This is a genomic window from Nocardiopsis coralli (assembly GCF_014892575.1).
GTDB classification, from domain to species: domain Bacteria; phylum Actinomycetota; class Actinomycetes; order Streptosporangiales; family Streptosporangiaceae; genus Nocardiopsis; species Nocardiopsis coralli.
In genome coordinates this window covers 331,968-354,515 of sequence record NZ_JADBGI010000002.1, presented here as the reverse complement: position 1 = coordinate 354,515, position 22,548 = coordinate 331,968, and the positions used below count along the sequence as shown (strand labels likewise).

Sequence of the window (22,548 nt, the reverse complement as noted above, 5' to 3'; positions counted from 1 at the left end):
CGTGCGCGCGAGCGGGCGCACGGCCCCGACGCGGTCAGAACACCAGGTACATCACCACGGCCAACCCCAGGGCGGCCGTCGGCAGCAGGGTACTCACCAGGAAGATCGGCCCGTAGGCGCGCTTGTGCGTCTCACCGCTGATCGCCCGGATCGTGGTCACCACGTACCCGTTGTGCGGCAGCGAGTCGATCCCGCCCGAGGCCAGCGCCGAGACCCGGTGCATCGCGTTCGGGTCCACACCCTGGGCCATGTAGTCGGGTGCCACGATCGGCAGCGCGATCCCCAGGCCGCCCGAGGCCGAACCGGTGATGCCGCAGACCACGGTCACGAAGATCGCCAGCCCCATCAGCGGCGGGCCCGCCACGTTCATCAGCACGTTCAGGAACGAGTCGAACGCGGGTGTCTCCGCGGCCACGCTCCCGAACCCCACGACCGCGCAGGTGTTGGCGATCGCCACCAGCGCGTTCTGGGTGCCGGTGCCCATGGGACGGAAGAAGCCGGTGACGAAACGCAGGTTCAGACCCCAGGCGGACGCGATGCCCAGCACCAGCGCCACGAGCACCGCGGTCTTGGAGTCGATGAACTGCGAGAGCACGTTGAGCACCAGCAGCACCACGCCCAGGGGCAGCAGGGCGAACACCGGCTTGGGCAGGTCCGTGTGGCTCTCCTCGCCCGTGGTCTCGTTGCGCAGCGGGCTCTCCGCCGGGAGCTCGAACGTCTCACCCCGGCGCACCGCCCGCTGCAGCAGTGCCCGCAGCCAGAGCCCGCCCACCGTCATGATGAGCAGACCGATGAACACGCCGATCCACCCGCCGGCGGTCGGGGTGGTGCCGAAGAACTCCGTGGGGATGATGTTCTGGATCTCCGGTGAACCGGGCGAGGTCATCGTGAACGAGACCGACCCGAAGACCAGGGCCGCCGGGATGAACCGGTGCGGGTAGTCCGCGACCCGGAACAGCGACACCGCGATGGGGTAGACGGTGAACCCCACGACGAACAGGCTCACCCCGCCGTAGGTCATCACCGCACACGCCGCCACGACCGCGAACAGCGCCCAGTCCGGCCCGAGCCGGCGGCTGATCCAGTCGGCGATGGAGGCGGCCGACCGGGTGTCCTGGATGACCTTGCCGAAGATCGCACCCAGCAGGAACACCAGGAACCAGTCGGCGAAGTAGCCCGTGAAACCGTCCATGTAGTACTCGGACAGCGCCGTGTTCGGGTTGATCCCGCTGGTCAGGGCCAACACCAGCGAGGACAGCAGCGCGGCGACGATGATGTTGACGCCGCGCAGGGTCAGGTAGACGAGCAGGGTCAGGGCCGAGATCAGCCCGATCATGCTGAGCATGGCCGTGCACTCCTTCCGGGTGGATCAGGCGTACACGGACGCGTAGAGGGACTCGATCTCCTCCACGGAGGGCACCCGCGGGTTGTTGGCGGGCGAACCGGAGGCCAGGGCCTGCTCGGCCATGAGCGGGGTCAGGTCCCGCCACGCGTCGGCGTCGATGCCGTAGGACTTCGGTGTGGGCACGCCGAGGTCCTCGTTCAGCCGACGCAGCTCCTCCACGAGGGCCAGCGAGGCCGCCTCGTCGCCGTCCTGCGGCCCCGCGATCCCCATGACCCGCGCGCACTCGGCGTACCGGCCGGGGGCGGACGGTCGGGAGAACGCGGTCACGGTCGGCATGAGCATGGCGTTGGACAGCCCGTGGGCGACGTGGAAGTGCGCGCCCACCGGCCGGCTCATCCCGTGCACGAGCGCGACGCTGGCGTTGGAGAAGGCCAGCCCCGCCTGGGTGGCGCCGAGCATCATCGCCTCGCGCGCGGCCCGGTCGCCGGGGTCGCGGTACACGGTGCGCAGGTGGGCGAAGAGCGTGCGCATGGCCTCGCGCGCCAGACCGTCGGAGAACGGGTGGGCCTTGGCGCTGACGAACGCCTCGACGGCGTGCACGAGGGCGTCGACCCCGGTGTCGGCGGTCAGCCGGGGCGGCATGGCCAGTGTGAGGTCGGCGTCGACCAGGGCGGCCTGGGGCAACAGGGCCAGACCGGCGCACAGCATCTTCTCGTCGGTGTCGACGTCGGTGATGATGCTGAACCGGGTGGACTCCGAGCCGCTGCCCGCGGTGGTGGGCACGGCCACGACCGGCAGCGCGGGTTCGTCGGTGACGGTGGGCGCATTGTAGTCGCGCATCCGTCCGCCGTGCCCGGCCAGCAGCGCGATGGCCTTGGCGGTGTCGATGGGGCTGCCCCCGCCGATCCCCACCAGGCAGTCGTAGGAGCCCTCGTGCAGGACCCGCACGCCGTGGTCGACGACGGTGGTGGTCGGGTCGGGCACCGTCTCGGTGAACAGGCCGGGCTCGGACCCGGCGTCGGTCAGGGCCTGCAGCAGATCCCGGAGGAAGGCCTGCTCGGCCAGGAAGGGGTCGGTCACCACCAGCGGGCGGGACAGACCCAGGGAGCGCAGGACCTCGGGCAGCTCGGCGGAGGCGCCGGGGCCGATCCGCATGATCCGGGGCAGTGCGATGGCAGGGGCCACGTGGGACAACCTCGATCCGTGGAAGGGGCGGTGGGGGCTGGAGGGAGAAGGGGAGAGGGGCGGCCGGTACGGTTCACCTCAAGGTCGCGGGTGCAGCGGATGTGGCCCGCGTCACGTTCACGCCGGCCGGTTCCATGCTCGGGTGCAGGCCCGCCCCCGCAGAGAGCTCCGGCCCACACACATGTGCCCCGCGATGTGTGGGAACCCGACATGGCCGGTGCGTTCCGTCCCCGGAGGCTCGCTCAGGGCCGCAGGCCGGCCATGTGGACGGCGCCGGTGAGCAGCAGAAGCGTTCCGAGCAGGGGGCGCAGGTACCGCTCGTCCAGGCGTCCGCCGAGGCCTGACCCCACGAGCGCCCCGAGCGCGCCCCCGGCCCCGAGCGCCAGGCCCAGGCCCCACGCGGGTGCTGCGGGCGCCGCCCCGAACCCGATCGCGTCGAAGGCGGCGTAGGCGCTCAGGCCCACCGCCGAGGTCGTCAGTGTCGTGGCCAGCGCGACCACCGCGGCCCGTGCGGTGAGCCATCCACCGGCCCCGACGAGCACCGGCGCGAGCAGGGAGCCGCCCCCGATGCCCACGGCCGCGCCGAGGAGGGCGGCCCCGCCCGCGGCCGGTGCCAACAGTCCCGTGCGCCGTTCCCGGGCACCCTCGCCGGCGGGGGAGCGGCGCCGGACCGGCAGGAGCAGCCTCAGGGCGGTCGCCGTCAGCACCACGGCGAGCAGGGCCCGGAACACCGCCGGGTCCGACAGCCACGTCACCCGGACCGCGGCCCCCGCCAGGGCACAAGGCGCCGCGACCGCGCACGCCGTGAGCGTCTCGGTGCGCTGCCCACGTGCGCCGCGCGCCAGGCGCTGCAGGCCCAGCGGGGTCGAGACGACGTTGTAGAGCAGGTTCGTGGCGCTGACCGCGGGGCCGTGCAGGCCCAGGACCCCGATCTGCACTGGCAGGAGGAGCACGGCCCCCGAGACCCCGACCGGGGTGGTCACGGCGGCCACGGCGAACCCGGCGAGGAGGGCGGCGAGCAGTTCCACCCGCTAAAACCTACCAACAAAGTAGAGTTTCGGTGGCCCGGGGGTCCGCGCACACGGGAGGGGCCGGGCGGAACGTGCCGCCCGGCCCCTCGCACGTCCGGTTCAGGAGTGCACGAGCGGGGTGTCCACCAGGTGCTCGGCCAGGAACCATGCCTGCAGCTCACCGGTGCGGATGACGTCCGAGACCAGGATGTCGTTGGTGCCGTCGTCGCCCAGTTCCTGCGTGCGCGCCGCCGCGTCGTGCGCGTCCTCCAGGATCATCTCGTGGGCCTCCAGCAGCCTGGACAGCATCGCCGGAACCTCCTCCACGCCGTTGGGCGGGCGCGGGACGTTGGTGATCTCCGCGACGTGCCTGGGGTCGCCGACCGCGACGCCGCCGAGCGTCTGCACACGCTCGGCGACCTTGTCGACCAGGTCGGTCTGCTCGTCGGCGTGCTTGTCCATGAGCAGATGCAGCTGGTAGAAGGTCTGGCCGCGCATGAGCCAGTGGTGCTTCTTGTAGAGGCTGTGCAGGATCTGCGTGTCGGCGAGGACCTGGTTCAGCCGCTGGCACGAGTACATGCGCGCGTTGTACGAGAGGCCGACCGGGAGCTGGCGGACGGTGCCGAACTCCTGGATCTCCTGCCCCTTCTGGTGGAGCCAGGGCTGACTGCTGCGGGGCTTGGGCGTCTTCTCGGCGGTAGTCACGGGTGTTGATCCCTCCGAACTCGGTGTGCTGCCCGAAGCGCACACGCATGCGCTCCGCCAGCCAGTCTTGAACACCGACCGTTGTCCGCAGAAAAAACCCACACCATACGCGGGCAAGACTTTGTGCCGTTTCGTCCGTCCTGTTGCCCCCGTGTGGGAGGCCCACACCCGCGGCCGGGGTCTGCCGTCCGTACGACACGCCGCGCAACGCACGGGTCGGGGCACACCGGGGCGAAACCATCTCCCGGGTAAAAAGCCCTTACAGGGACGGCCCAGTCTCCGTCTGGCCGCGGGGAGAACGTGGCAGTATGCGAGGACGGTGGCACGGGGGGTGCCGCCCGCAGACGACGTCACGGGCCGACGGGGGGCCATGGATGATGATCATCGTTCCGGATGCGGCACTGAACAACGGACTGCGCATGCCACAGGTGGGCCTGGGGGTGTGGCAGGTCCCGCAGGACGCCGTCGTCGACACGGTCACCACCGCGCTGGACGCCGGTTACCGCAACATCGACACCGCGGCCGCCTACGGGAACGAGGCGGGGGTGGGAGAGGCGCTGCGCCGCTCGGAGGTCGACCGGGAGGACGTCTTCGTCACCTCCAAGCTCGCCAACCCCGACCAGGGTTACGACTCCGCTCTGCGGGCCTTCGACGCGACCCTGCAGCGCATGGGCCTGGACCACCTCGACCTGTACCTGATCCACTGGCCGCTGCCCCAGCGCGACCTGTACGTGTCATCGTGGCGGGCCCTGGAACGCCTCTACGCGGAGGGCCGCGTGCGCGCCATCGGCGTGTGCAACTTCCAGGTCGCCCACCTGGAGCGCGTGCTCGACGAGGGCGGCATCGTGCCGATGGTCAACCAGATCGAGCTCCACCCGATGCTGACGCAGAACAAACTGCGCGACTTCCACGACCGCCACAACATCGTCACCGAGGCGTGGAGCCCGCTCGGACACGGACACCTGCTCGACGACCCCACGGTCACCGAGGTCGCCGAACGGCTCGACCGCACACCCGCTCAGGTGCTGCTGCGGTGGCACATCCAGCTCGGCAACGTGGCGATCCCCAAATCCGTCACGCCCGAACGCATCAGAGCCAACTTCGACGTCTTCGACTTCGAGCTCTCGGACGAGGACATGGAGGCCGTCAGCGCCCTGGACGAGAGCCACCGGTTCGGCCCCGACCCCGACACCTTCGACGGGGACTGACGCCGTTCTCAGGCGCGCAGTTCGCGGCGCTTGCGGGCCCCGGCCAGCACGGCCTCGGTGCCCTGGCGGCGCATGCGCACGACGTAGGCGACGCCCCCGGCGAAGATCGCGAGGAACAGGCCCAGCACCGCGACGAGGGCGAGGGCGGACAGCAAGAATGTGAACGACATGGGCCCACCTTATCCACCTCACCGGCTCTGTTCCCACCGGGGAGGGGCTCGGGTGGCACACCCATCACGAGGGAGGTCCCTTGGCACGGACACCGCACAAGATCGTCAACCCGCTCAGCCTCGCCCGGCCGGTGGGCTACGCGCACGCGCTCGTGGTCACCCCCGGGCGCACCGTCTTCGTGGGCGGCCAGAGCGCCCGCCGCACGGACGGGACCATCGTCGGTGACACCGTCGTGCACCAGTTCGACCACGCGCTCGGCAACCTCGTCGAGGCGCTGCGCGCGGCCGGAGCCGAACCCGTGCACGTGGTGGACCTGCGCATCCACACCACCTCCGTCCCCAGCTACCGCGCCAACCTGAACAGCCTCGGCGGCGTCTACCGCCGCCACATGGGCCGCCACTACCCGGCGATGAGCGTGATCGGGGTGCACGAACTCCTGGAACGCGGCGCCCTGATCGAACTCACGTGCACCGCCGTGGTGCCCGACGCCCACGACCACGATCCGCTCGCCGAGGAGCGCGCCCTGGAGATCGAGGTCGAGGAAGGGCTGGTCAGCGGTCCTTTCGAGGACGCCACCGAACCCGGGAACGAACGCGCCCGCACCTGAGCGCGGGCGCACACGCACGGGCCGCGGTCAGAGGTATCCCAGGTGGGAGAGCTCGACCGCGGCCTTCTCGTACAGCTCTGCGGATGCGTCCCGGTCCAGCTGCCGGCGCCAGGCCCCCACACCCCAGGAACCGTCCTCCAGCACCAGGTGCGAGGCGGAGACCCGCGCCCCGGTGAAGGCCCGCAGCTTCTTGGCTACGGAGACCTCGCCGCCGTGGATGTCCTCGTACCGCAGCGTCAGGAGCTGGTCCGAGTCGACGTTCCTGCGCACGCGCGCAGACATGCGCACCGCCCCGCGCCAGCGCATCGCACACTGCCCGACCGTGGAGGCCTCCCGGAACTCGGTGAGGTCGTCGTTGTCGGAGAGCCCGTAGAAGTGGTTCGGGAACTCCGAGGCCGGCTTCATCACGCTCGGTTTGTGCCACGCCAGGGAGATGTCGTCCTCGGCCATGCGCGCCACCACGTCGCGCCCGTCCCGGATCACCTGTACGAACAGAGCGTCGGGGAAGGCCTCGTACAGGGCGTCGGCGCAGAACAGCAGTTCCGGGGTGGCGTCGCCGTAACGCGTCACCGAGCGGCTGTGCTCACACGGTTCGGCGGAGACGTTGGCGGGCACCCGCACACCCCGGGACCCCGGGCACTGCGGGCAGGTCAGAGGGGTGAGCTGCCACTCCTCGGCGTAGGCCTCGCGCAGCAGGCTCGCCGTCCCGGCCACCTTCTCCGTGGCCAGCGTCGGATTGCGCGCCACGGAGTACACGGCGTTGAGTACGGCGGTCGACCCGCCGCCGAGATGGAAACCGGTGGCGCGGGCCAGGGCACCGGCGATCACGGGCACACCGGAGTGCGGTGCGCCCAGCACGAAAACCGGGCGCTGCACCTTGGTCCCGTTGACCACGAGGATGTAGGACGGCTGCTTCATGATTGTGTCGATTTTGGCACCCTTTGCCCGTGGTACGTGCATCGGCCACCACTTCTGCGCAGCACAGCACGTGTTACCCGAGCGTACGGGCCATGCGCCGGTTCGACACGGCCACCACACCCACACGGCGGCGGCAGGGCCGCCCCGTGTCGCTGCCACAATGAAGTATGGCCTCCACGACCACCGACGCACCGTTCGCCGACCCCGACGGTTTCGACCAGGCGGCCGAACTCATGTCCTCCGCCTCGCGCATCACCGTCCTCACCGGGGCGGGGGTGTCCACCGACTCCGGGATCCCCGACTTCCGCGGACCCAACGGGCTCTGGACCAACAACCCCAACGCCCAGGCGCTCTCCGACATCGACACCTACATGGGCGACATCAACGTCCGCCGCGAGGTGTGGCTGCAGCGCCGTGCGCACAAGGTCTGGGAGGCCGAACCCAACGACGCGCACCGCGCCCTGGCCGCGCTGGACACCACCGGGCGTCTCGACGCCGTCATCACCCAGAACATCGACGGGCTGCACCAGGCCGCCGGGCTGCCCGACCACAAGGTCATCGAGGTCCACGGCACGATGCTGCGGGTCATGTGCATGAACTGCGGCCTGCGCACCCCCAGTGCCACGGTCATGGCCCGTCTGGACGAGGAGTCGGACCCGCGGTGCGTGAGCTGCGGGGGCATCCAGAAGTCGGACACGATCTCCTTCGGCCAGCGCCTGGACGCCGACACCATCGAGCGCGCCACCCAGGCCGCGCGGGAGAGCGACCTGTTCATCGCCGTGGGAACGTCGCTGACCGTGCACCCCGTCGCCGGGCTGTGCGACGTGGCGATGATGGCCCGCGCCAACCTGGTCGTCATCAACGCCGAACCCACGCCCTACGACGACTACGCGGCCGCGGTGCTGCGGCAGCCGATCGGCGAGGTGTTGCCGGCGCTGGTGCACCGAGTGCCCAAGATCGGCCACGGGATCTTCCACGGCTTCGAGGACCTCTAGGGGCGGTCCGAGGTTCCGGGCAGCCTTGCGTCCCCCGAGGCGCGGGGCCCCTCGCGTCCGGTGTCGGGGGAGGGGCTGCGTGCTCCGCCGTTGACGAGGCGGAGCAGCCACGCCCCATCCGGATGGAGTCCGGCCACCGCCCTCGCTCGTTCCAGGACGGATTCGAGCTCCTGGGGGTCGTGCCCGTCGGGGACCCCGGAGAGCTGCTCGAGGTAGGTCCGCAGGTGTGCCCGGGTGTGGTCGTACCGCTCGTCCCCCATGTGGCTGGCCAGGTCCTCGCTCACCTGACGCAGGGCGAGCAGCTCGGCGCGGCCCAGCGGGCGCGACGGTGCGAGCAGGCGCCGGTAGGCGGTCAGGCGTTCCCGAAGCACGTGGCCGCGGCCCGTGTCGTGGCTGAGCAACAGTTGCAGGAGCTCGTGCGGTTCGCTCCACAGACGGTCGACCTCGGCGTCGGTGTACCAGTTCCCCAGGTCGGGTGAGACGTGCTGCAGGTACGGGAGCATGCTCACGACCAGCCGGGCCGCGCTCCCGTTGACGCGCATCCCCGTGGACCGCAGAAGGTGGGACGTCTGGCCGGCGAAGGGCACGGACAGCCCGTACGGGTCGTTCACCACCGGCAACTGGTCGACGTCGCGGTGGAGGTAGAACCCGATGCACTCACCGACGTTCACCTTCCCACCGCGTTCCAGCTCGATGGTCATCGTGTAGTCCTCGCCCTGACCGATCCCGGCGTGCCGCACCCGGAGCGTCGCCAGGATCGCGGCCCACTCCGACCCCGGCAGACGCCGCCACAGCGCCGCCGTGGCGTGCCAGGCCTGCTCGGGCACCTCGGCGTCGCGGTGGAGGCGGGTCAGGTCCACCGGGCCGCCCTCGACCAACACCATGAGCAGCACGAGGTTGCTCGTGTAGTTGCCCTCCCGCCGAGTGAGCGGCAGCCGCGCCGGCTCGTACTCGGTGTAGGAGCGGTTGGGCGCCGGGAACGGGGCCTCGCGGTACAGGTCGACGAGCAGGTCGCTGTACTCGTCCCGGGCCTCCGGTTCCTCCTCGAAGCGCTCGTCCAACAGCTCGGCCAGGAACTCCACGACCTTCTGCCGCCCGGCGAAACTGGCGAACGAGGCGTAGGCGTAGAGCTCCCCGTCGTCGATGCGCTGCGGCCCGTGCTTGCGACGCCGGCGCCTGCGCGAACCCCCGGCGTGCTCGTCCACCAGGTCGTCCAACGCCTCGGCCACGGTGCGTGCGACCAGGTACTCCCCGAATGTGGCGTGCAGGAACTCGAACACACTCGCGCTGCCGTCCGAACGCCGTGCCCGGGCCTCGTGCACGAAGAAGAACCGGCCGAGCACCTGGTGGGCGGGGGAGATGCGCCCGTGCAGGCCGGTGTCGTGCTCGCTCTCGAACGCCTCCGGCATGAGCACGGCCAGGTCCGAACCCAGGTCCTCCGCCCGCACGCTCTGGCGCCGGCGGCTGAACATGGCCAGGGCGGCCACTTCCAGGTGGCGCAGCTCGTGCGCGACCGCTTCGGCGAAGTCGTCGCCGTTGAGCGAGGCGTGGTGCTTCTCGACCTCGCGCTCGGCGAAGCGGGTCAGGAGCCGGTCGTAGAGCTGACCGTGTGAGAGTGTCTCCGCCGCCTGGCGCAACGCGTTGCCGGACGCGTCGTAGATGAGCAGCATCATCAACAGCAGCGGCTGCTCGGCCAGTTCCCGGTAGCGCAGCAGGATGTCGGTGGTGAGCGGCTCCAGCCCGCGACGGCTGAGCTCGGCGCCGTTGGTGGCGTTCCAGACCTGGAGCATGTGCGCCATCTGGCCCTCGTCGAAGGGGGCCAGGCGCACCACGGTCGTGGCGAGCGGGAATCGGGTCCGGTCGGCGACCACGGTCCGGCTGGTGACCACGACGGCGACCGGTTGGCCCATGGACCGCTGGCGCTGCTGGAACTCCTGCACCTGCTCCAGGTAGTCCGAGCGGTCCACGCCGGTGGCCTGGAGGAGCTCGTCGAAACCGTCCAGGACGATGACCGGCAGCGCGCCGTCGGCGGACTCGGCGAGCTCGCGCCACGACGTGTTGTCGTGCAGGGTGCCCTTGAGCCCGTCCTCGATCTGCACGTGGATCGGCGAGTTGGGCTGTACGTTGCGCAGCTCGATGCGGATCGCGAGGAAATCCGATTCCGGGAGCTGGGCGGCCAGCATCTCGGTGAACTTGGACTTGCCGGCCCCGGGGTGCCCCAGGATCACGGTCGGCCGCGCGGTGGACTTCGGGTGCACCAGGTGGGCGGCGAAGAAGGACTGCAGGTCGCCGGCGGCGGGCTGACCGTCCCACCAGGCCTCGGAGGAGGGTACGGACGCGGGGCCGGCCGTGGTCACCTGGCCGCGCGGAGGGATGTAACCGTCCCGGAGCGAGGGCAGGCGCATCCCTTCGGGCAGGTCACCGGCGCGGATGACGTTCCGGTCGAGCGTCGCACGGTGGACGGCGGCCAGTTCCTGGCGGCGGGTGTCGACCGGACGGCCGGAAGCGATGCCCTCCAACTTGCCGTGCAGTTCCTCGAGGCCGGTCCCGAGCTTCTGCCGGGAGCGTTCGTGCTCGGCCGTATGCACCCACATCGCGAACTCGGGGACCTCGGAGGCCAGATGCAGCAGGTGTTCGCGGTAGCGCTCCTGGGCCGACTCCACGGACGCGAGGGAGGCGTCGTCGGGTTCACCCGACGGTGTGGCCGAGAACGCGATGGCCAGGGAGTCGAACTCGTGGAAGAACATGTCGCCGTTCGCCCGCCCCGACGCGTCCCCGACTGGCTCGCCGGAGAGGCTGCCCAGGTCCGTGGGGGCGGGAAGGCCGACACGGTCCTCGACGAGCTCGTCGAGCGCGTGCTCGGCCGGGAGAAGGGCCTTGCCTTCCTTCCACCCCAGCGGGACCTCCTCGCCCCGCTCCTCCAGTGCTTCGAGGAAGGAGACCACCACGATGATCCGGTGCGCCGCCTCGATCCGCTCGGTCCGGGTCAGCCGGCTCTCACCCCGCAGCTTGGCGCCGATGCCCTCCAGCGCACCCCTGCCCTTCTCCACCAACAGCTCGCGCAGGCCGAAGAGGTTGGGCACCCCCAACGCCCCCAGCCCGCCGTCGGTGAGTTTCTCGGCGAAGTCCAACAGCTCCGAGTCGTTCTTGCCGAGAACCTTCAACGCGTCCGCATAGCTCAGCTTCTTGGCCACGGCGAAGGGCCGCCTTCCTCGGTCGGGGGGTGGAGTACGAGGTCGCGTGCAGGGGAGTCAGGGGTGTGGGGCCGCAGGGGAGTCAGGGGTGTGGGGCCCAGTGTCTCAGGGCAGCTGCCAGTTCACCGGCGGCGCCCCCATCTCCTCCAGCATCTGGTTGGTGCGGCTGAAGGGGCGCGAACCGAAGAAGCCGTTGCGCGCCGACATCGGGCTCGGGTGCGTGGACTCCACACACGGCACCCCCGGCATCAGCGGACGCATGTTGCGGGCGTCGCGGCCCCACAGGATCGCCACCAGGGGCTTGCCGCGCTCGGACAGCGCCCGGATCGCCTGGTCGGTGACGGTCTCCCACCCCTTGTTGCGGTGCGAACCCGGCTTGCCCGGGGCGACCGACAGCGCCCGGTTGAGCAGCAGGATGCCCTGCTCGGTCCACGGTGTGAGGTCGCCGTTGGAGGGCATCGGCAGCCCGAGGTCGTCCTGCATCTCCTTGAAGATGTTGCGCAGGCTCGCCGGCAACCGCACGTCCGGAGCCACCGAGAAGCTCAGCCCCACCGCGTTGCCCGGCGTGGGGTAGGGGTCCTGGCCCACGATGAGCACGCGCACGTCGTCGAAGGGCTGCTGGAACGCGCGCAGCACGTTCTGCCCCGACGGCAGGTACGTGCGGCCCTCGGCGACCTCTTGGCGCAGGAAGTCCCCCATCTGGGCGATCTGGGGCGCTACCGGCTCCAGCGCCTTGGCCCACCCGCTGTCCATGATTTCGTTCAGGTCCCGTGTCGACATGGCCAGAACACTAGCGGCCGAGCCGGGTGGTCACGGCCGTTTCGGGGCATCGAACGCCCCGCACGCGGGGATCGTCACCTTCGCGGAACCCTGCGCTGCGCCTCGTGTTCGCTGCGCACCTCGCGGAGGTAGGCGCGCGCCGCCCGTTCCGGGATCCGGTACACCGAGCCCACCCGCAGCGCGGTGAGCCCGCCCCTGCGGATGAGCCGGTAGACGGTCATCGTGGACACGCCCAGGAGCGCGGCGGTCTCGGCGGCGGTGAGCATCGCCGCGACCTGTGCGGCTTCGAGCGGTTCCCCGTCCGTGTCGCGCGCGGGCTCGCCGCCGTTCGGTCCCCGCCCCGTGTCGTGGTCCCCCATGGCACGAGGTTAGAACGCGCAGACCCGCTGACGGGGGCGAATGCTGCATTCGGCCGATCGAGGACGGTGCCCCGCTTCCGGGTCAGAACCAGCCGAGCACGCGGTAGTCCTGGCTGCCGTCCTCGTCCAGGCGGGTCTCGTCCGCGGAACCGTCAACGGGCAGGAGGAACACTTCGCCGTCCCTGCTCACCGCGATCTGCTCGTGGTCGGGGGAGAGGGCGAAGGCGTCGATCCCGTCGGCTTCGGTGATCTCCGACCACTCGCTCACCTCACCCTCGTCGTCGAAGGTGAGCTCGACGAGGTGGCCGACGTCCGGCTCGGCGGTGTCGGACCCCTCCGTGCGGTCGATGCTCGCGCCGATGTAGGTCCCGTCGGGGGTGGGGGCGAAGTCCTCGTACCCCTCGTTCGGGCCGATCATCTCCCCGTCCGGCCAGATCCGTACGTAGGTGGGCATGGGCTCCTCGCCGGAGTGCACGCCCTCCACCTCGATGATCTCGCCGTCCACACCCTCGTGCTCGTGGTTGTACCTCTCGCCCGCCCGGAAGTCGTGGTTCCAGGCCCAGTCGGCGGCACCGCCCTCGGGCTCCCAACGTGCGCTGCGGACCTCCTCGGGATCTCCACCGTTCGTGAAGTTGGCCCGGTGGAGCGTTTCACCGTCGCCGTCCGCGGTGCCGAAGCCCAGAGACACACCGTCGGATGCGAAACCGACCCAGGTGAGGTCGGTGTCGGCCGGGTGGAGGCCGTCGGACCCCAGGTCGTGCTCCCACACCGGTTCCTGATCGACGAGGTCGTGCACCTCGACCTTTCCACCGTCCTCGGTCACGCGAGCCATGTGGCGGAAGTCGGGAGAGAAGGCGGTGGTGAACGGTTCCCCGGACGCGCCGAAACCGTAGTCCGGCGGGTCGTCGCCGAACCCCGGGTCGAGGCTGTCGATCTCTTCGCCGGTCTCGGGGTCGAGCACGTGGAGCATGCGGCGGTCGTCGCTGTGCACGACCACGCCTGGGGTGTCACCCCACACGTCCGGGTCCTGGCCGTCGCCCGTCCCTGCCTCGCGCTCGTCGTCCTCGCCCGCGTCACCCGTGCAGGAAGCGAGGGCGAGGGAGGCGCACACCGCCAGGGACAGCAGGCCGGCCCTGCGGGGGAGGAAGGGCATTCTTCCTGTTCCTCTCATGAAGAGCAGAGGGGGCCGGATGCCCCTGAGGTCAGTCCACGCGCCAGGCGCCCTCGCGAGTATGGAGGTTGAGGGCGGTCGTGACCAGGGGGACGTGGCTGAAGGCCTGCGGGAAGTTGCCGACCTGGCGACCCGCGCGCGGGTCCCATTCCTCGGCGAGCAGCCCGACGTCGTTGCGCAGCGACAGCAGGCGTTCGAAGAGCTCGTTGGCCTCGTCCTCGCGGCCGATGGACAGCAGTGCGTTGGCCATCCAGAAACTGCAGGCCAGGAACGCACCCTCGTCGCCGGGGAGCTGGTCGGCGGAGGTCTCCAGGTCGGTGCGGTAACGCAGCACGAAACCGTCCACCATGAGGTCCTTGCGGATCGCCTCGATCGTGCCGACCACACGGGGGTCGTCGTAGGGCAGGAACCCGACCTCGGGGATCAGCAGGAGGGCGGCGTCGAGCTCCTTGCTGCCGTAGTACTGGGTGAAGGTGTTGCGCTGCGGGTCGTACCCGTACTCGCAGACCTCGGCGTGGATGGTGTCGCGCAGGGCCCGCCACCTTTCCACGGGGCCCTCCTTGCCGAACTCCTCGATGCTGCGCACCGCGCGGTCGGCCGCCACCCACGCCATGACCTTGGAGTGCACGAAATGCTGGCGCGGCCCGCGCACCTCCCACAGGCCCTCGTCCGGCTCGTCCCAGCACCACTCCAGGTAGTTGACGAGGGAACGCTGCAGACCCCACAGGTGGTCGCCGCCGCGGATCCCGTGGCGCCGCGCCAGGTGGAGCACGTCCATGACCTCGCCGTAGACGTCGAGCTGGTACTGGCCCACGGCGGCGTTGCCGATCCGCACCGGGCGCGAACCCTCGTACCCGGGCAGCCAGTCGGCCTCCCACTCGGTCAGGCGCCGTTCGCCCCGGATCCCGTACATGATCTGCATGATCTGCGGTTCGCCGGCCACCGCCCGCACGAGCCACTCGCGCCAGGCCCAGGCCTCGTCCTTGTACCCGGAGCGGATCAGCGCCTCCAGGGTGATCGTGGCGTCCCGCAGCCAGCAGTAGCGGTAGTCCCAGTTGCGCACCCCGCCGATCTCCTCGGGCAGGGACGTGGTGGGCGAGGCGACGATCCCGCCGGTGGGCCGGTAGGTCAGGGCCTTGAGGGTGATGAGGGAGCGCACGACCGCCTCGCGGTGGGGGCCGTCGTAGGAGCACTGCGTCGCCCAGTCCTGCCAGAACCGCTGGGTGCGCGAGAGGGCCTTCTCCGCGTCCAGGTGGTCGGACTCCTCGGTCTGGGAGGGGTGCCAGGTCATCACGAAGGGGATGCGCTGGCCCGCGGTGACCGTGAAGGTCGCGTCGTGGGTGAAGTTGTGGCCCTGCAGCTCGATGGGGGCGCTCAACCACACGGCGTCCGGTCCGGCGATGGCCACGAGCTCGGACCCCTCGCGGTGCATCCACGGCACGACGTGGCCGTGGTCGAAACGCAGGCGGAGGGAGGTGTGCATCTGCACCGACCCGCGCACACCCTCGACGATGCGCACCACGTGCGGGGCGCCGCCGCGCGGGGGCATGAAGTCGATGACCCGCACCGTTCCGGTGTCGGTGTCCCACTCCGACTCCAGCACCAGCGTCTCGCCCCGGTACCCGCGGCGGGTGGCCTCGCGCGGACCCTCGGCCGGGCGCATGGTCCAGCACCCGTTCTGTTCGTCACCGAGCAGCGCGGTGAAACAGGAGGAGGAATCGAAGTCGGGCAGGCACAGCCAGTCGACCGACCCGTCCCGACCGATCAGCGCCGCGGTCTGCATGTCGCCGATGAGTGCGTAGTCCTCGATCCATCCGGGCACGCCGCTCACCCCCATCACGTCGTCATGGTCACTGCGCCGGGCTCTGCTCCCGGCCCGGGGCCGGGGCGTCGGTGCCGTCGCGGGTCGCATCGCGCACGCCGGTGTGCGCGCCTCTCGGGGCCCGGCCCGGTTCCCGGCGGCGACAGGTGGTCGCCGGCGGGCCGTGGGCCGCCGCCTCGGACATGGCCGCCTCCCCCTGGCCGCCCGTCGTCGTCACACGGGATATGTGCCCAGGTGGGGGCGGCCGAAAAGATCGGCACGGCAGAACCCCGGAAACGGGGCGGCCGGTGTCCGCCGCGCTCCATCTTCCACGCCCCGGAGGGTGCTGGCCACCTCCGATTGCACGTGCACCCGAGAATGCACGAGGTATGTCGGCATATGGGAGGCTTCGTCGCGGCAGAAGTTATCGACCGGTGACCCGAGGGCCCGTCCTCAGGACGGCTGATGGTCCGACGGCTCCGGGGGCCGCTGCGGCGCGTCAGGCATGCGCATCCGCGGCAGGAACACCTGTGCCAGGGGGCCGATCGCGAGCATGAACACCAGCGTCCCCACACCCACCGTGCCGCCGAGGAGGAACCCGCTCAGCGCCACCGTCACCTCGATGAGGGTCCGGGCCAGGCGCACGGACAGGCCCAGCGAGGCCAGGCCGGTCATGAGGCCGTCGCGCGGTCCGGGGCCGAGCCCCACACCGATGTAGCACCCGGTCGCCACAGCGCACACAAGAACGCCCAGGGCCAGCAGGAGCACGCGCAGCGGCAGCAGGCCGGTCTCGGGCAGCAGCCACAGGGACAGGTCGATCGAGAGCCCGATCACGACCACGTTGCTGAGCGTGCCCAGCCCGGCCTTCTGGCGCAGGGGGATCCACAACAGCATGAGCAGGGCACCGACCACGATGCTCCACGTGCCCACCGACCACCCCGTTTGCGCGGACAACCCCTGGTGGAGTACGTCCCACGGCATCGCGCCCAGGTCCGAGCGGATCAGCAGGGCCCCGCTCAGGCCGTAGAGGTACAGGCCTGCGTAGAGCTGAGCGAGGCGGCGCAACCGGGGACGAGGCAGCACGGGGATGATGAGCAGGCGCCCGACCAGGGGCGGGGCTGGTCGGGGACGGGACGGTTCGGACACGGGTGAGACTCTCCTTCGGTCATTGATCGGGTGGTGGGATGAAAGGCCGGGCGTCGGGCCACCTCGATAGAGTGGCGTAACCAGAGGTCGGCTTTGAAGAGCCAATCCACGAAAGTGGACCGTTCATCCGCGGTGAGGAGACCCCCCATGACGAGGCAGCGCACCGACCGACCGGGGACCGGGGGCGGGACCCGCCGCATCAACGGACCGCTCCTGGCCCGGCTCATCGGTGCGGCGCCCGTCGAACGCCCCTACTACCTCGCGATCGCCCGGTCCGTGAGCGGCCTCGTCCTGGACGGCCGTGTGCCCACCCACACCCGCCTGCCGGCCGAACGCGACCTGGCCGCCGCACTCGGGGTCAGCCGCAACACCGTCACCGCCGCCTACGCGTGGCTGCGCGACCACCGATTCCTCGACAGCAGGCAGGGCGCGGGCAGCTGGACCGTGCTGCCCGACACCGGGGCGAAGGGGCCCACCTCGTTCGCGCCCACCACCGAACACATCGACCTGGGCGTGGCCGCGCCGCCGGCCGTCGACGGGCTGCGCGAGGCCTCCTTCCACGCCTCCGAACAGCTCGCCGCGCACACCGGGGGCATCGGTTACTACCCCTACGGTCTGCCGGAACTGCGCCACGCCATCGCCCGGCGCTACGTCGAACGCGGGCTGCCCACCACACCCGAGCAGATCTTCGTCACCAACGGGGCCCAGCAGGCGATCACCATGGCCGTGGAACTGCTCGTGCAACAGGGCGACGACGTGCTGGTGGAGTCGCCCACCTATCCCCACGCCCTGGACGCCCTCAGGCGGGGCGGCGCCAGGATCCGTACCACCGGGGCGACGCCGCAGGGCTGGGACATGGACTACCTGGTGGACGCCTTCCGCCAGTGGAGGCCCGCGACCGCCTACATGGTGCCCGACTTCCAGAACCCGACCGGGGCGCTCATGGACGACGACGAACGCCGTGTGCTGGTCCGGGAGGCCCGCCGCGCCGGCAGCCACCTGATCGTCGACGAGTCGGTCGCGGAACTGGCCATCGACTCCGGGGACCTGCCCACCCCCGTGGCCGCCCACGACACCGACGGGCGGGTGCTGACCGTGGGGTCGGTGGCCAAGCTCCTGTGGGGCGGGCTCCGGGTGGGATGGATCCGGACGACACCGCCGATGGTCGACCGGCTCATGGCGGTGCGCCAGCGCTTCGACCTCGCGGGCTCGGTGCACGACCAGCTCATGGCCACGCACCTGCTCGCCGACGTGCTGCGGATCCGGGCCGAACGCAGCCGCCAGCTCCGCCGCAACCGCGACGCACTGCTCGAGGCCCTGCGCGAGCGCCTGCCGTCGTGGCGGCCCAGCGTCCCGGCGGGCGGGCTCGTGGTGTGGGTGTCGCTGCCCCAACCCGTGGCGACCGCCCTGGCCGAGACCTCCGGGCGGCACGGGGTGCACCCGGCGGCCGGCCCGGTCTTCGGCTCCGACGGGACCTTGGAGCGCTACCTGCGCCTGTCCTACACCCAACCGCCGGAGGTCCTGGCCGACGCGGTGGACCGGTTGGCCGCTGCCTACGACGAGACGCTCGACCACCCGGCCCAGCCGCGGGGCCGCCTCTACGTCTGACACGGGGGGCCGGCGCCGGGACCGACCTGCGGGGGCCGGGCCTACAGAGAGAAACGGTGGGCGAAGCGGGTCACCTCGGCCAGCACCTCGTCGCGGTTGGTCTCGTTGAAGATCTCGTGGCGGGCGCCGGGGAAGATGCGTGCGCTCACGTCCTCGCCGCCCAGCGACGCGATACCGGTGACCGTGTCGGAGACCGGGACCAGGGTGTCCTCGGAGCCGTGCAGCCAGAGCAGCGGCAGCGACCCGATGGAGCCCGCCGCGCGTCCGCGCTCGAGCTCGGTCATCAGACCGTTGACGGTGGGCCGCTTGAACGGGCCGTGCCAGACCAGCTCGTCCTCGACGTAGGCGCGCCCCACCGCGGGGTCGCGGGAGAGCGTGGACGGGTCGATCGGGTCGTCGGGGATCTCCTCGGCCGCGTGCAGCTGTTCCAAGGCGGTCCACCGGCCCAGGACCGGCCCCGAGAGCACGAGCGCCTGGATCGACCCCGGGTGGACCTGGGCGTAGCGCGCGGCGATGAGCCCGCCCATCGAGTGGCCGATGAGCACCAGCGGGAGCGTGCGGTAGGCGGTTCGGGCCTGGGAGACGACGCGGTGCACGTCCTCGACCACACCGCTGTAGTCGTCGATGAGGACACGCTCCCCGGAGGAGTTTCCGTGCCCGCGGTGGTCGGCGCCGTAGACCACGGCCCCCGCGGCGATCAGGTCCTCGGCTACCGCGTGGTACCGGCCCAGGTGCTCGCCGTAGCCGTGCACCAGGACCGCCAGCCAGGTCGGTTCGCTCCCGGCCGGGGCCCAGGCCCGCGCCGCCAGCTTGGCCGTGCCCGCGGGGTCGCCCGCGATGGCCCACTCGCGTGTGGTGATCACCGTGTTGTGCCTCCTCGTCCGTTCCCTCGTCTGGGAGCATGCCTGCCCCAGGGGTCTGCCGAACGAACTCTAGAGGCCGGAACCGGGGGCCCGCGAGGCGTCGGGCGCGTAACGATCGGGGATCTACGGGGCACGGAAGTTCTCAGTGGGCTCTATTGTTCCCCCAATACACGTGAACTGTGCCATAAGGCGCGAAATGCGTTACTCGCTGTGAAATGGGACCATTTGCGTTGAACAGTGGGTAGCGCTCGGTCGGGTACAGAACGAAGGACCCGCCCGAGAGCTCAGAGTGGAGAGGGTGACGCCCGTGCTGGCCGACTCCTATGGCCGAGTGGCGACCGACCTGCGAGTGTCGCTCACCGACCGCTGCAACCTCAGGTGCTCCTACTGCATGCCCCCCGAGGGCCTGGAGTGGTTGCCCAAACCCGAACTGCTCACCGACGACGAACTGCTCCGGCTCATCGACATCGGTGTCACACGTCTGGGCATCACCGAGGTCCGATTCACCGGAGGCGAGCCGCTCCTGCGCCGCGGCCTCCCGAACATCCTCGCCGGGACCACCGCGCTGAGCCCCCGGCCCAAGACCGCCCTGACCACCAACGCCATCGGGCTGGCCCGCACCGCGCCCGCCCTGGCCGAGGCCGGGCTGGACCGCGTCAACGTCTCCCTCGACACCCTCCAGCCCGAGGTCTTCGAGAAGATGGCCCGGCGCCGCCGCCTGCACGACGTGCTCGACGGGCTGTCTGCCGCAGCTGAGGCCGGGCTCACCCCCGTCAAGATCAACGCCGTGCTGATGCGCGACCTCAACGAGCACGAGGCCGCCGACATGCTGCGCTTCAGCATCGACCACGGCTACGAGCTCCGCTTCATCGAGCAGATGCCGCTGGACGCACAGCACGGCTGGCGCCGCGACACCATGATCACCGCCGACGAGATCCTGCAGTCCCTGGAGGCCGAGTTCGACCTCCGCCCGGCCGACTCCGAGACCCGCGGCAGTGCCCCCGCCGAGCTCTTCCACGTCGCCGGCGAGACCTTTCCCAACGGCGAACCCGCCAACGTCGGTGTCATCGGCTCGGTCACCCGACCCTTCTGCGGGGCCTGCGACCGCGTGCGCCTGACCGCCGACGGGCAGGTGCGCAACTGCCTCTTCGCACGCGAGGAGTCGGACCTGCGCACGCCGCTGCGCGACGGCGCCACCGACGAGGAGATCGCCGAACGCTGGAAGGCCGCGGTGGCACCCAAGCTCCCCGGCCACGGCATCAACGACCCCAGCTTCCTGCAGCCCTCCCGACCCATGTCGGCGATCGGCGGCTGACCCGCAACAGGCGGCACAGCAGGAAAACCGTTTGCCGTTCCTCCGCGGTTCTGGCTCGATGTAGGCGGCGCCACGCCCCCGCGCCCGCCACGAACCGACCCAGGAGGAGGTGAACCGGCGATGCCCTACCAGGAGGTGTCCGGAACCCGCGTGCCCATCCGCATGTGGGCCGACCCCGACGGCGTCGACGACCAGGTGATGGGCCAGCTGCGCAACATCAGCGGGGTCCCCTGGGTGCACGGCCTCGCCGTCATGCCCGACGTGCACTTCGGGAAGGGTGCGACGGTGGGGTCGGTGATCGCCATGCGCGATGCCGTCAGCCCCGCCGCGGTCGGCGTCGACATCGGCTGCGGCATGACCGCCGTGCGCACCGGGCTGCGGGCCGAGGACCTGCCCGACGACCTGCGCCGTCTGCGTTCGGCCCTCGAGGCGGTCGTGCCCGTCGGTTTCCACATGCACGACGAGGCCGTCGACCCCCGTTCCCTGCCGCTGTCGGGCAAGGGCGGCTGGGAGCGGTTCTGGGACGGCTTCGACGACCTGGCCCCGAGCGTGCACCACCGCCGGGACCGCGCCCACCGCCAGCTGGGCACCCTCGGAGGGGGCAACCACTTCCTCGAGGTGTGCCTGGACGACGACGGGCAGGTGTGGCTCGTGCTGCACTCCGGCTCGCGCAACATCGGCAACGAGCTCGCCGGCCACCACATCGAGAAGGCCCGCGCCCTGCCGCACAACCAGGACCTGCCCGACCGCGACCTGGCCGTCTTCGTCTCCGACACCCCGGAGATGGAGGACTACCGCCGCGACCTGTTCTGGGCGCAGGAATATGCCGAGCGCAACCGCGACGTCATGATGGCCCTGGCCTGCCGCGCGGTCGCCGAGCAGATCCCGCGCACCACGTTCGAGCAGTGGATCTCCTGCCACCACAACTACGTGGCCGAGGAGACCTACGACGGGGTGGACCTGCTCGTGACCCGCAAGGGCGCCATCCGCGCCGGCAAGGGCGAGTACGGCGTCATCCCCGGCAGCATGGCCACCGGGACCTACATCGTGCGCGGGCTGGGCAACCCGGACGCGTTCAACTCCGCCTCCCACGGGGCGGGGCGCCGGATGAGCCGGAACAAGGCGCGCCGCACGTTCACCCGCCGCGACCTGCTCGAGCAGACGCGGGGCGTGGAGTGCCGCAAGGACACCGGCGTCATCGACGAGATCCCCGGCGCCTACAAGGACCTGGAGTCGGTGATCGAGGCCCAGACCGACCTGGTCGAGGTCGTCGCACACCTGCGCCAGGTCGTCTGCGTCAAGGGATGAGCCGGCACCGGCCCGGGGCTCCGTCCGGGCCGGTGCGCCATCCTGGAACCATGCACGACACCGATGCCGCCCCGCACGGGCCCGCAACGGCCGCCGTCGTCCTCGCGGGCGGGGCCGCACGCCGCATGGGCGGGGCCGACAAACCCGGCCTGGTCGTGGGCGGCCGCACCCTGTTGGAAGGGGTCGTGGCCGCAGTGCGTGACCACAGCCCCGATTCCCACGTGGTCGTGGTCGGACCGGAGCGCTCCAGTCCGGCCGCCGAGTACGTGCGCGAGGACCCGCCCGGGGGCGGACCCGTGCCCGCCCTGCGCGCCGGCCTGGCGCGCGTGCACGCCGCCCGCACGGCGCTGCTCGCCGCCGACCTGCCGCACCTGCGCGCCGCCGACCTGGCCGCCCTCGAGGAGGCCGCCGCCCCCGGCCCGGGCGCGGTGTACAGCGACGCCGAGGGGCACCCGCAGTGGCTCACCGGGCTGTGGCACACCGAGGTGCTGCGCGGTGCGCTCGAGCGTTACGAGGGCGCGTCCCTACGCCGCCTGCTGGGTCCCCTGGGGCCGGTGCTCCTGCGGCCGGCCGACGAGCGCGCCGTCGCCGACTGCGACACCCCCGAGTCCCTCGCCCGGGCCCGTACCGACCTCGACCGGCCGGACCACCCTGACGACGGCTGACGCCTGTGGGACCGAGCGCGTGTGTCCTCCGGCCGGCGGTGACGGGGGCGGGTCGGGGGGCGTTCGTGCACGCCCGGATTCGGGTCGTGCTGGGTGTGTTTGCGTTCGTCACCGGCGAGTGGTGCGGGCGCAGTGTGGGTGCGGCGTCCCGTGGGGACGGCGCCCGGACGCACGTCCGGTGGGCCCGGCACGTG

20 protein-coding genes are annotated in these 22,548 nt (G+C 71.2%); 7 read left to right on the top strand and 13 right to left on the bottom strand.

The annotated features are described in order from the left end of the window. Positions 1-34 precede the first annotated feature (34 nt). From IDM40_RS03390 to IDM40_RS03375, 4 genes are all read right to left on the bottom strand, one after another. Positions 35-1,345, bottom strand: coding sequence for a GntP family permease (locus tag IDM40_RS03390; protein WP_193120398.1), 1,311 nt, complete (start codon positions 1,343-1,345; stop codon positions 35-37). A gap of 24 nt (positions 1,346-1,369) precedes the next feature. Then, entirely contained in the window at positions 1,370-2,530 is a 1,161-nt protein-coding gene (locus IDM40_RS03385) for an iron-containing alcohol dehydrogenase (RefSeq protein ID WP_193120397.1), read from the bottom strand. Between the two features lie 242 nt (positions 2,531-2,772). Next, positions 2,773-3,558 carry a TSUP family transporter gene (locus tag IDM40_RS03380; protein WP_193120396.1) on the bottom strand — a complete coding sequence of 262 codons (786 nt, stop codon included), beginning with the start codon at positions 3,556-3,558 and terminating at the stop codon, positions 2,773-2,775. 102 nt (positions 3,559-3,660) lie between these two features. Beyond that, positions 3,661-4,245 carry a Dps family protein gene (locus IDM40_RS03375; protein WP_193120395.1) on the bottom strand — a complete coding sequence of 195 codons (585 nt, stop codon included), beginning with the start codon at positions 4,243-4,245 and terminating at the stop codon, positions 3,661-3,663. A 374-nt stretch (positions 4,246-4,619) separates the two neighbouring features. Between IDM40_RS03375 and IDM40_RS03370 the strand changes: the two genes are divergently transcribed. Beyond that, on the top strand, positions 4,620-5,453 hold the full coding sequence (locus tag IDM40_RS03370; protein ID WP_193120394.1) for an aldo/keto reductase: 834 nt from the start codon (positions 4,620-4,622) through the stop codon (positions 5,451-5,453). An 8-nt stretch (positions 5,454-5,461) separates the two neighbouring features. Here the strand turns inward: IDM40_RS03370 and IDM40_RS03365 are convergent, their stop codons facing one another. Then, positions 5,462-5,623, bottom strand: coding sequence for a hypothetical protein (locus tag IDM40_RS03365; protein ID WP_193120393.1), 162 nt, complete (start codon positions 5,621-5,623; stop codon positions 5,462-5,464). Between the two features lie 80 nt (positions 5,624-5,703). Here IDM40_RS03365 and IDM40_RS03360 point away from each other — a divergent pair, with 80 nt between their 5' ends. Beyond that, a complete protein-coding gene (locus IDM40_RS03360; protein WP_193120392.1) occupies positions 5,704-6,231 on the top strand; it encodes a RidA family protein in 528 nt (175 codons plus the stop codon). Between the two features lie 27 nt (positions 6,232-6,258). Here the strand turns inward: IDM40_RS03360 and IDM40_RS03355 are convergent, their stop codons facing one another. Beyond that, positions 6,259-7,149: a sulfotransferase family protein gene (locus IDM40_RS03355; protein WP_193120391.1), complete on the bottom strand. Its 891-nt coding sequence runs from the start codon at positions 7,147-7,149 to the stop codon at positions 6,259-6,261. Between the two features lie 167 nt (positions 7,150-7,316). Between IDM40_RS03355 and IDM40_RS03350 the strand changes: the two genes are divergently transcribed. After that, entirely contained in the window at positions 7,317-8,144 is an 828-nt protein-coding gene (locus IDM40_RS03350) for an SIR2 family NAD-dependent protein deacylase (protein ID WP_193120390.1), read from the top strand. Here the strand turns inward: IDM40_RS03350 and IDM40_RS03345 are convergent. The 6 genes from IDM40_RS03345 to yczE form a co-directional block, all read right to left on the bottom strand. Further along, on the bottom strand, positions 8,141-11,338 hold the full coding sequence (locus IDM40_RS03345; protein WP_193120389.1) for an NACHT domain-containing protein: 3,198 nt from the start codon (positions 11,336-11,338) through the stop codon (positions 8,141-8,143). The two genes, IDM40_RS03350 and IDM40_RS03345, sit on opposite strands and share 4 nt — an antisense overlap. 105 nt (positions 11,339-11,443) lie before the next feature. Next, on the bottom strand, positions 11,444-12,118 hold the full coding sequence (locus IDM40_RS03340) for a uracil-DNA glycosylase (RefSeq protein WP_193120388.1): 675 nt from the start codon (positions 12,116-12,118) through the stop codon (positions 11,444-11,446). A gap of 74 nt (positions 12,119-12,192) precedes the next feature. Next, the gene (locus IDM40_RS03335) at positions 12,193-12,477 is read right to left on the bottom strand and encodes a helix-turn-helix domain-containing protein (protein ID WP_407939927.1); all 285 of its coding nucleotides are present in this window, start codon (positions 12,475-12,477) and stop codon (positions 12,193-12,195) included. 82 nt (positions 12,478-12,559) lie between these two features. Next, positions 12,560-13,630, bottom strand: a complete 1,071-nt coding sequence (locus tag IDM40_RS03330) for a hypothetical protein (protein WP_193120387.1) — start codon at positions 13,628-13,630, stop codon at positions 12,560-12,562. A 49-nt stretch (positions 13,631-13,679) separates the two neighbouring features. Further along, positions 13,680-15,485 (bottom strand): glycoside hydrolase family 15 protein, encoded by a 1,806-nt coding sequence (locus IDM40_RS03325; RefSeq protein ID WP_193120437.1) that lies wholly within the window; start codon positions 15,483-15,485, stop codon positions 13,680-13,682. Positions 15,486-15,902: 417 nt separating this feature from the next. Next, positions 15,903-16,595 (bottom strand): membrane protein YczE, encoded by a 693-nt coding sequence (gene yczE, locus IDM40_RS03320; RefSeq protein ID WP_193120386.1) that lies wholly within the window; start codon positions 16,593-16,595, stop codon positions 15,903-15,905. 147 nt (positions 16,596-16,742) lie between these two features. Here yczE and yczR point away from each other — a divergent pair, with 147 nt between their 5' ends. Beyond that, on the top strand, positions 16,743-18,203 hold the full coding sequence (gene yczR / locus IDM40_RS03315) for a MocR-like transcription factor YczR (protein WP_193120385.1): 1,461 nt from the start codon (positions 16,743-16,745) through the stop codon (positions 18,201-18,203). A 41-nt stretch (positions 18,204-18,244) separates the two neighbouring features. Here the strand turns inward: yczR and IDM40_RS03310 are convergent, their stop codons facing one another. After that, positions 18,245-19,066: an alpha/beta hydrolase gene (locus IDM40_RS03310; RefSeq protein ID WP_193120384.1), complete on the bottom strand. Its 822-nt coding sequence runs from the start codon at positions 19,064-19,066 to the stop codon at positions 18,245-18,247. Positions 19,067-19,373: 307 nt separating this feature from the next. On the opposite strand from IDM40_RS03310, the gene moaA reads away from it, so the two are divergent. The 3 genes from moaA to mobA all read left to right on the top strand — a co-directional run bounded on the left by moaA (position 19,374) and on the right by mobA (position 22,354). Continuing rightward, positions 19,374-20,381 carry a GTP 3',8-cyclase MoaA gene (gene moaA, locus IDM40_RS03305; RefSeq protein WP_328806924.1) on the top strand — a complete coding sequence of 336 codons (1,008 nt, stop codon included), beginning with the start codon at positions 19,374-19,376 and terminating at the stop codon, positions 20,379-20,381. A gap of 120 nt (positions 20,382-20,501) precedes the next feature. Then, the gene (locus tag IDM40_RS03300; RefSeq protein WP_193120382.1) at positions 20,502-21,689 is read left to right on the top strand and encodes an RtcB family protein; all 1,188 of its coding nucleotides are present in this window, start codon (positions 20,502-20,504) and stop codon (positions 21,687-21,689) included. Between the two features lie 50 nt (positions 21,690-21,739). Then, positions 21,740-22,354 carry a molybdenum cofactor guanylyltransferase gene (gene mobA / locus IDM40_RS03295; protein WP_193120381.1) on the top strand — a complete coding sequence of 205 codons (615 nt, stop codon included), beginning with the start codon at positions 21,740-21,742 and terminating at the stop codon, positions 22,352-22,354. The last annotated feature ends 194 nt before the right edge of the window (positions 22,355-22,548 follow it).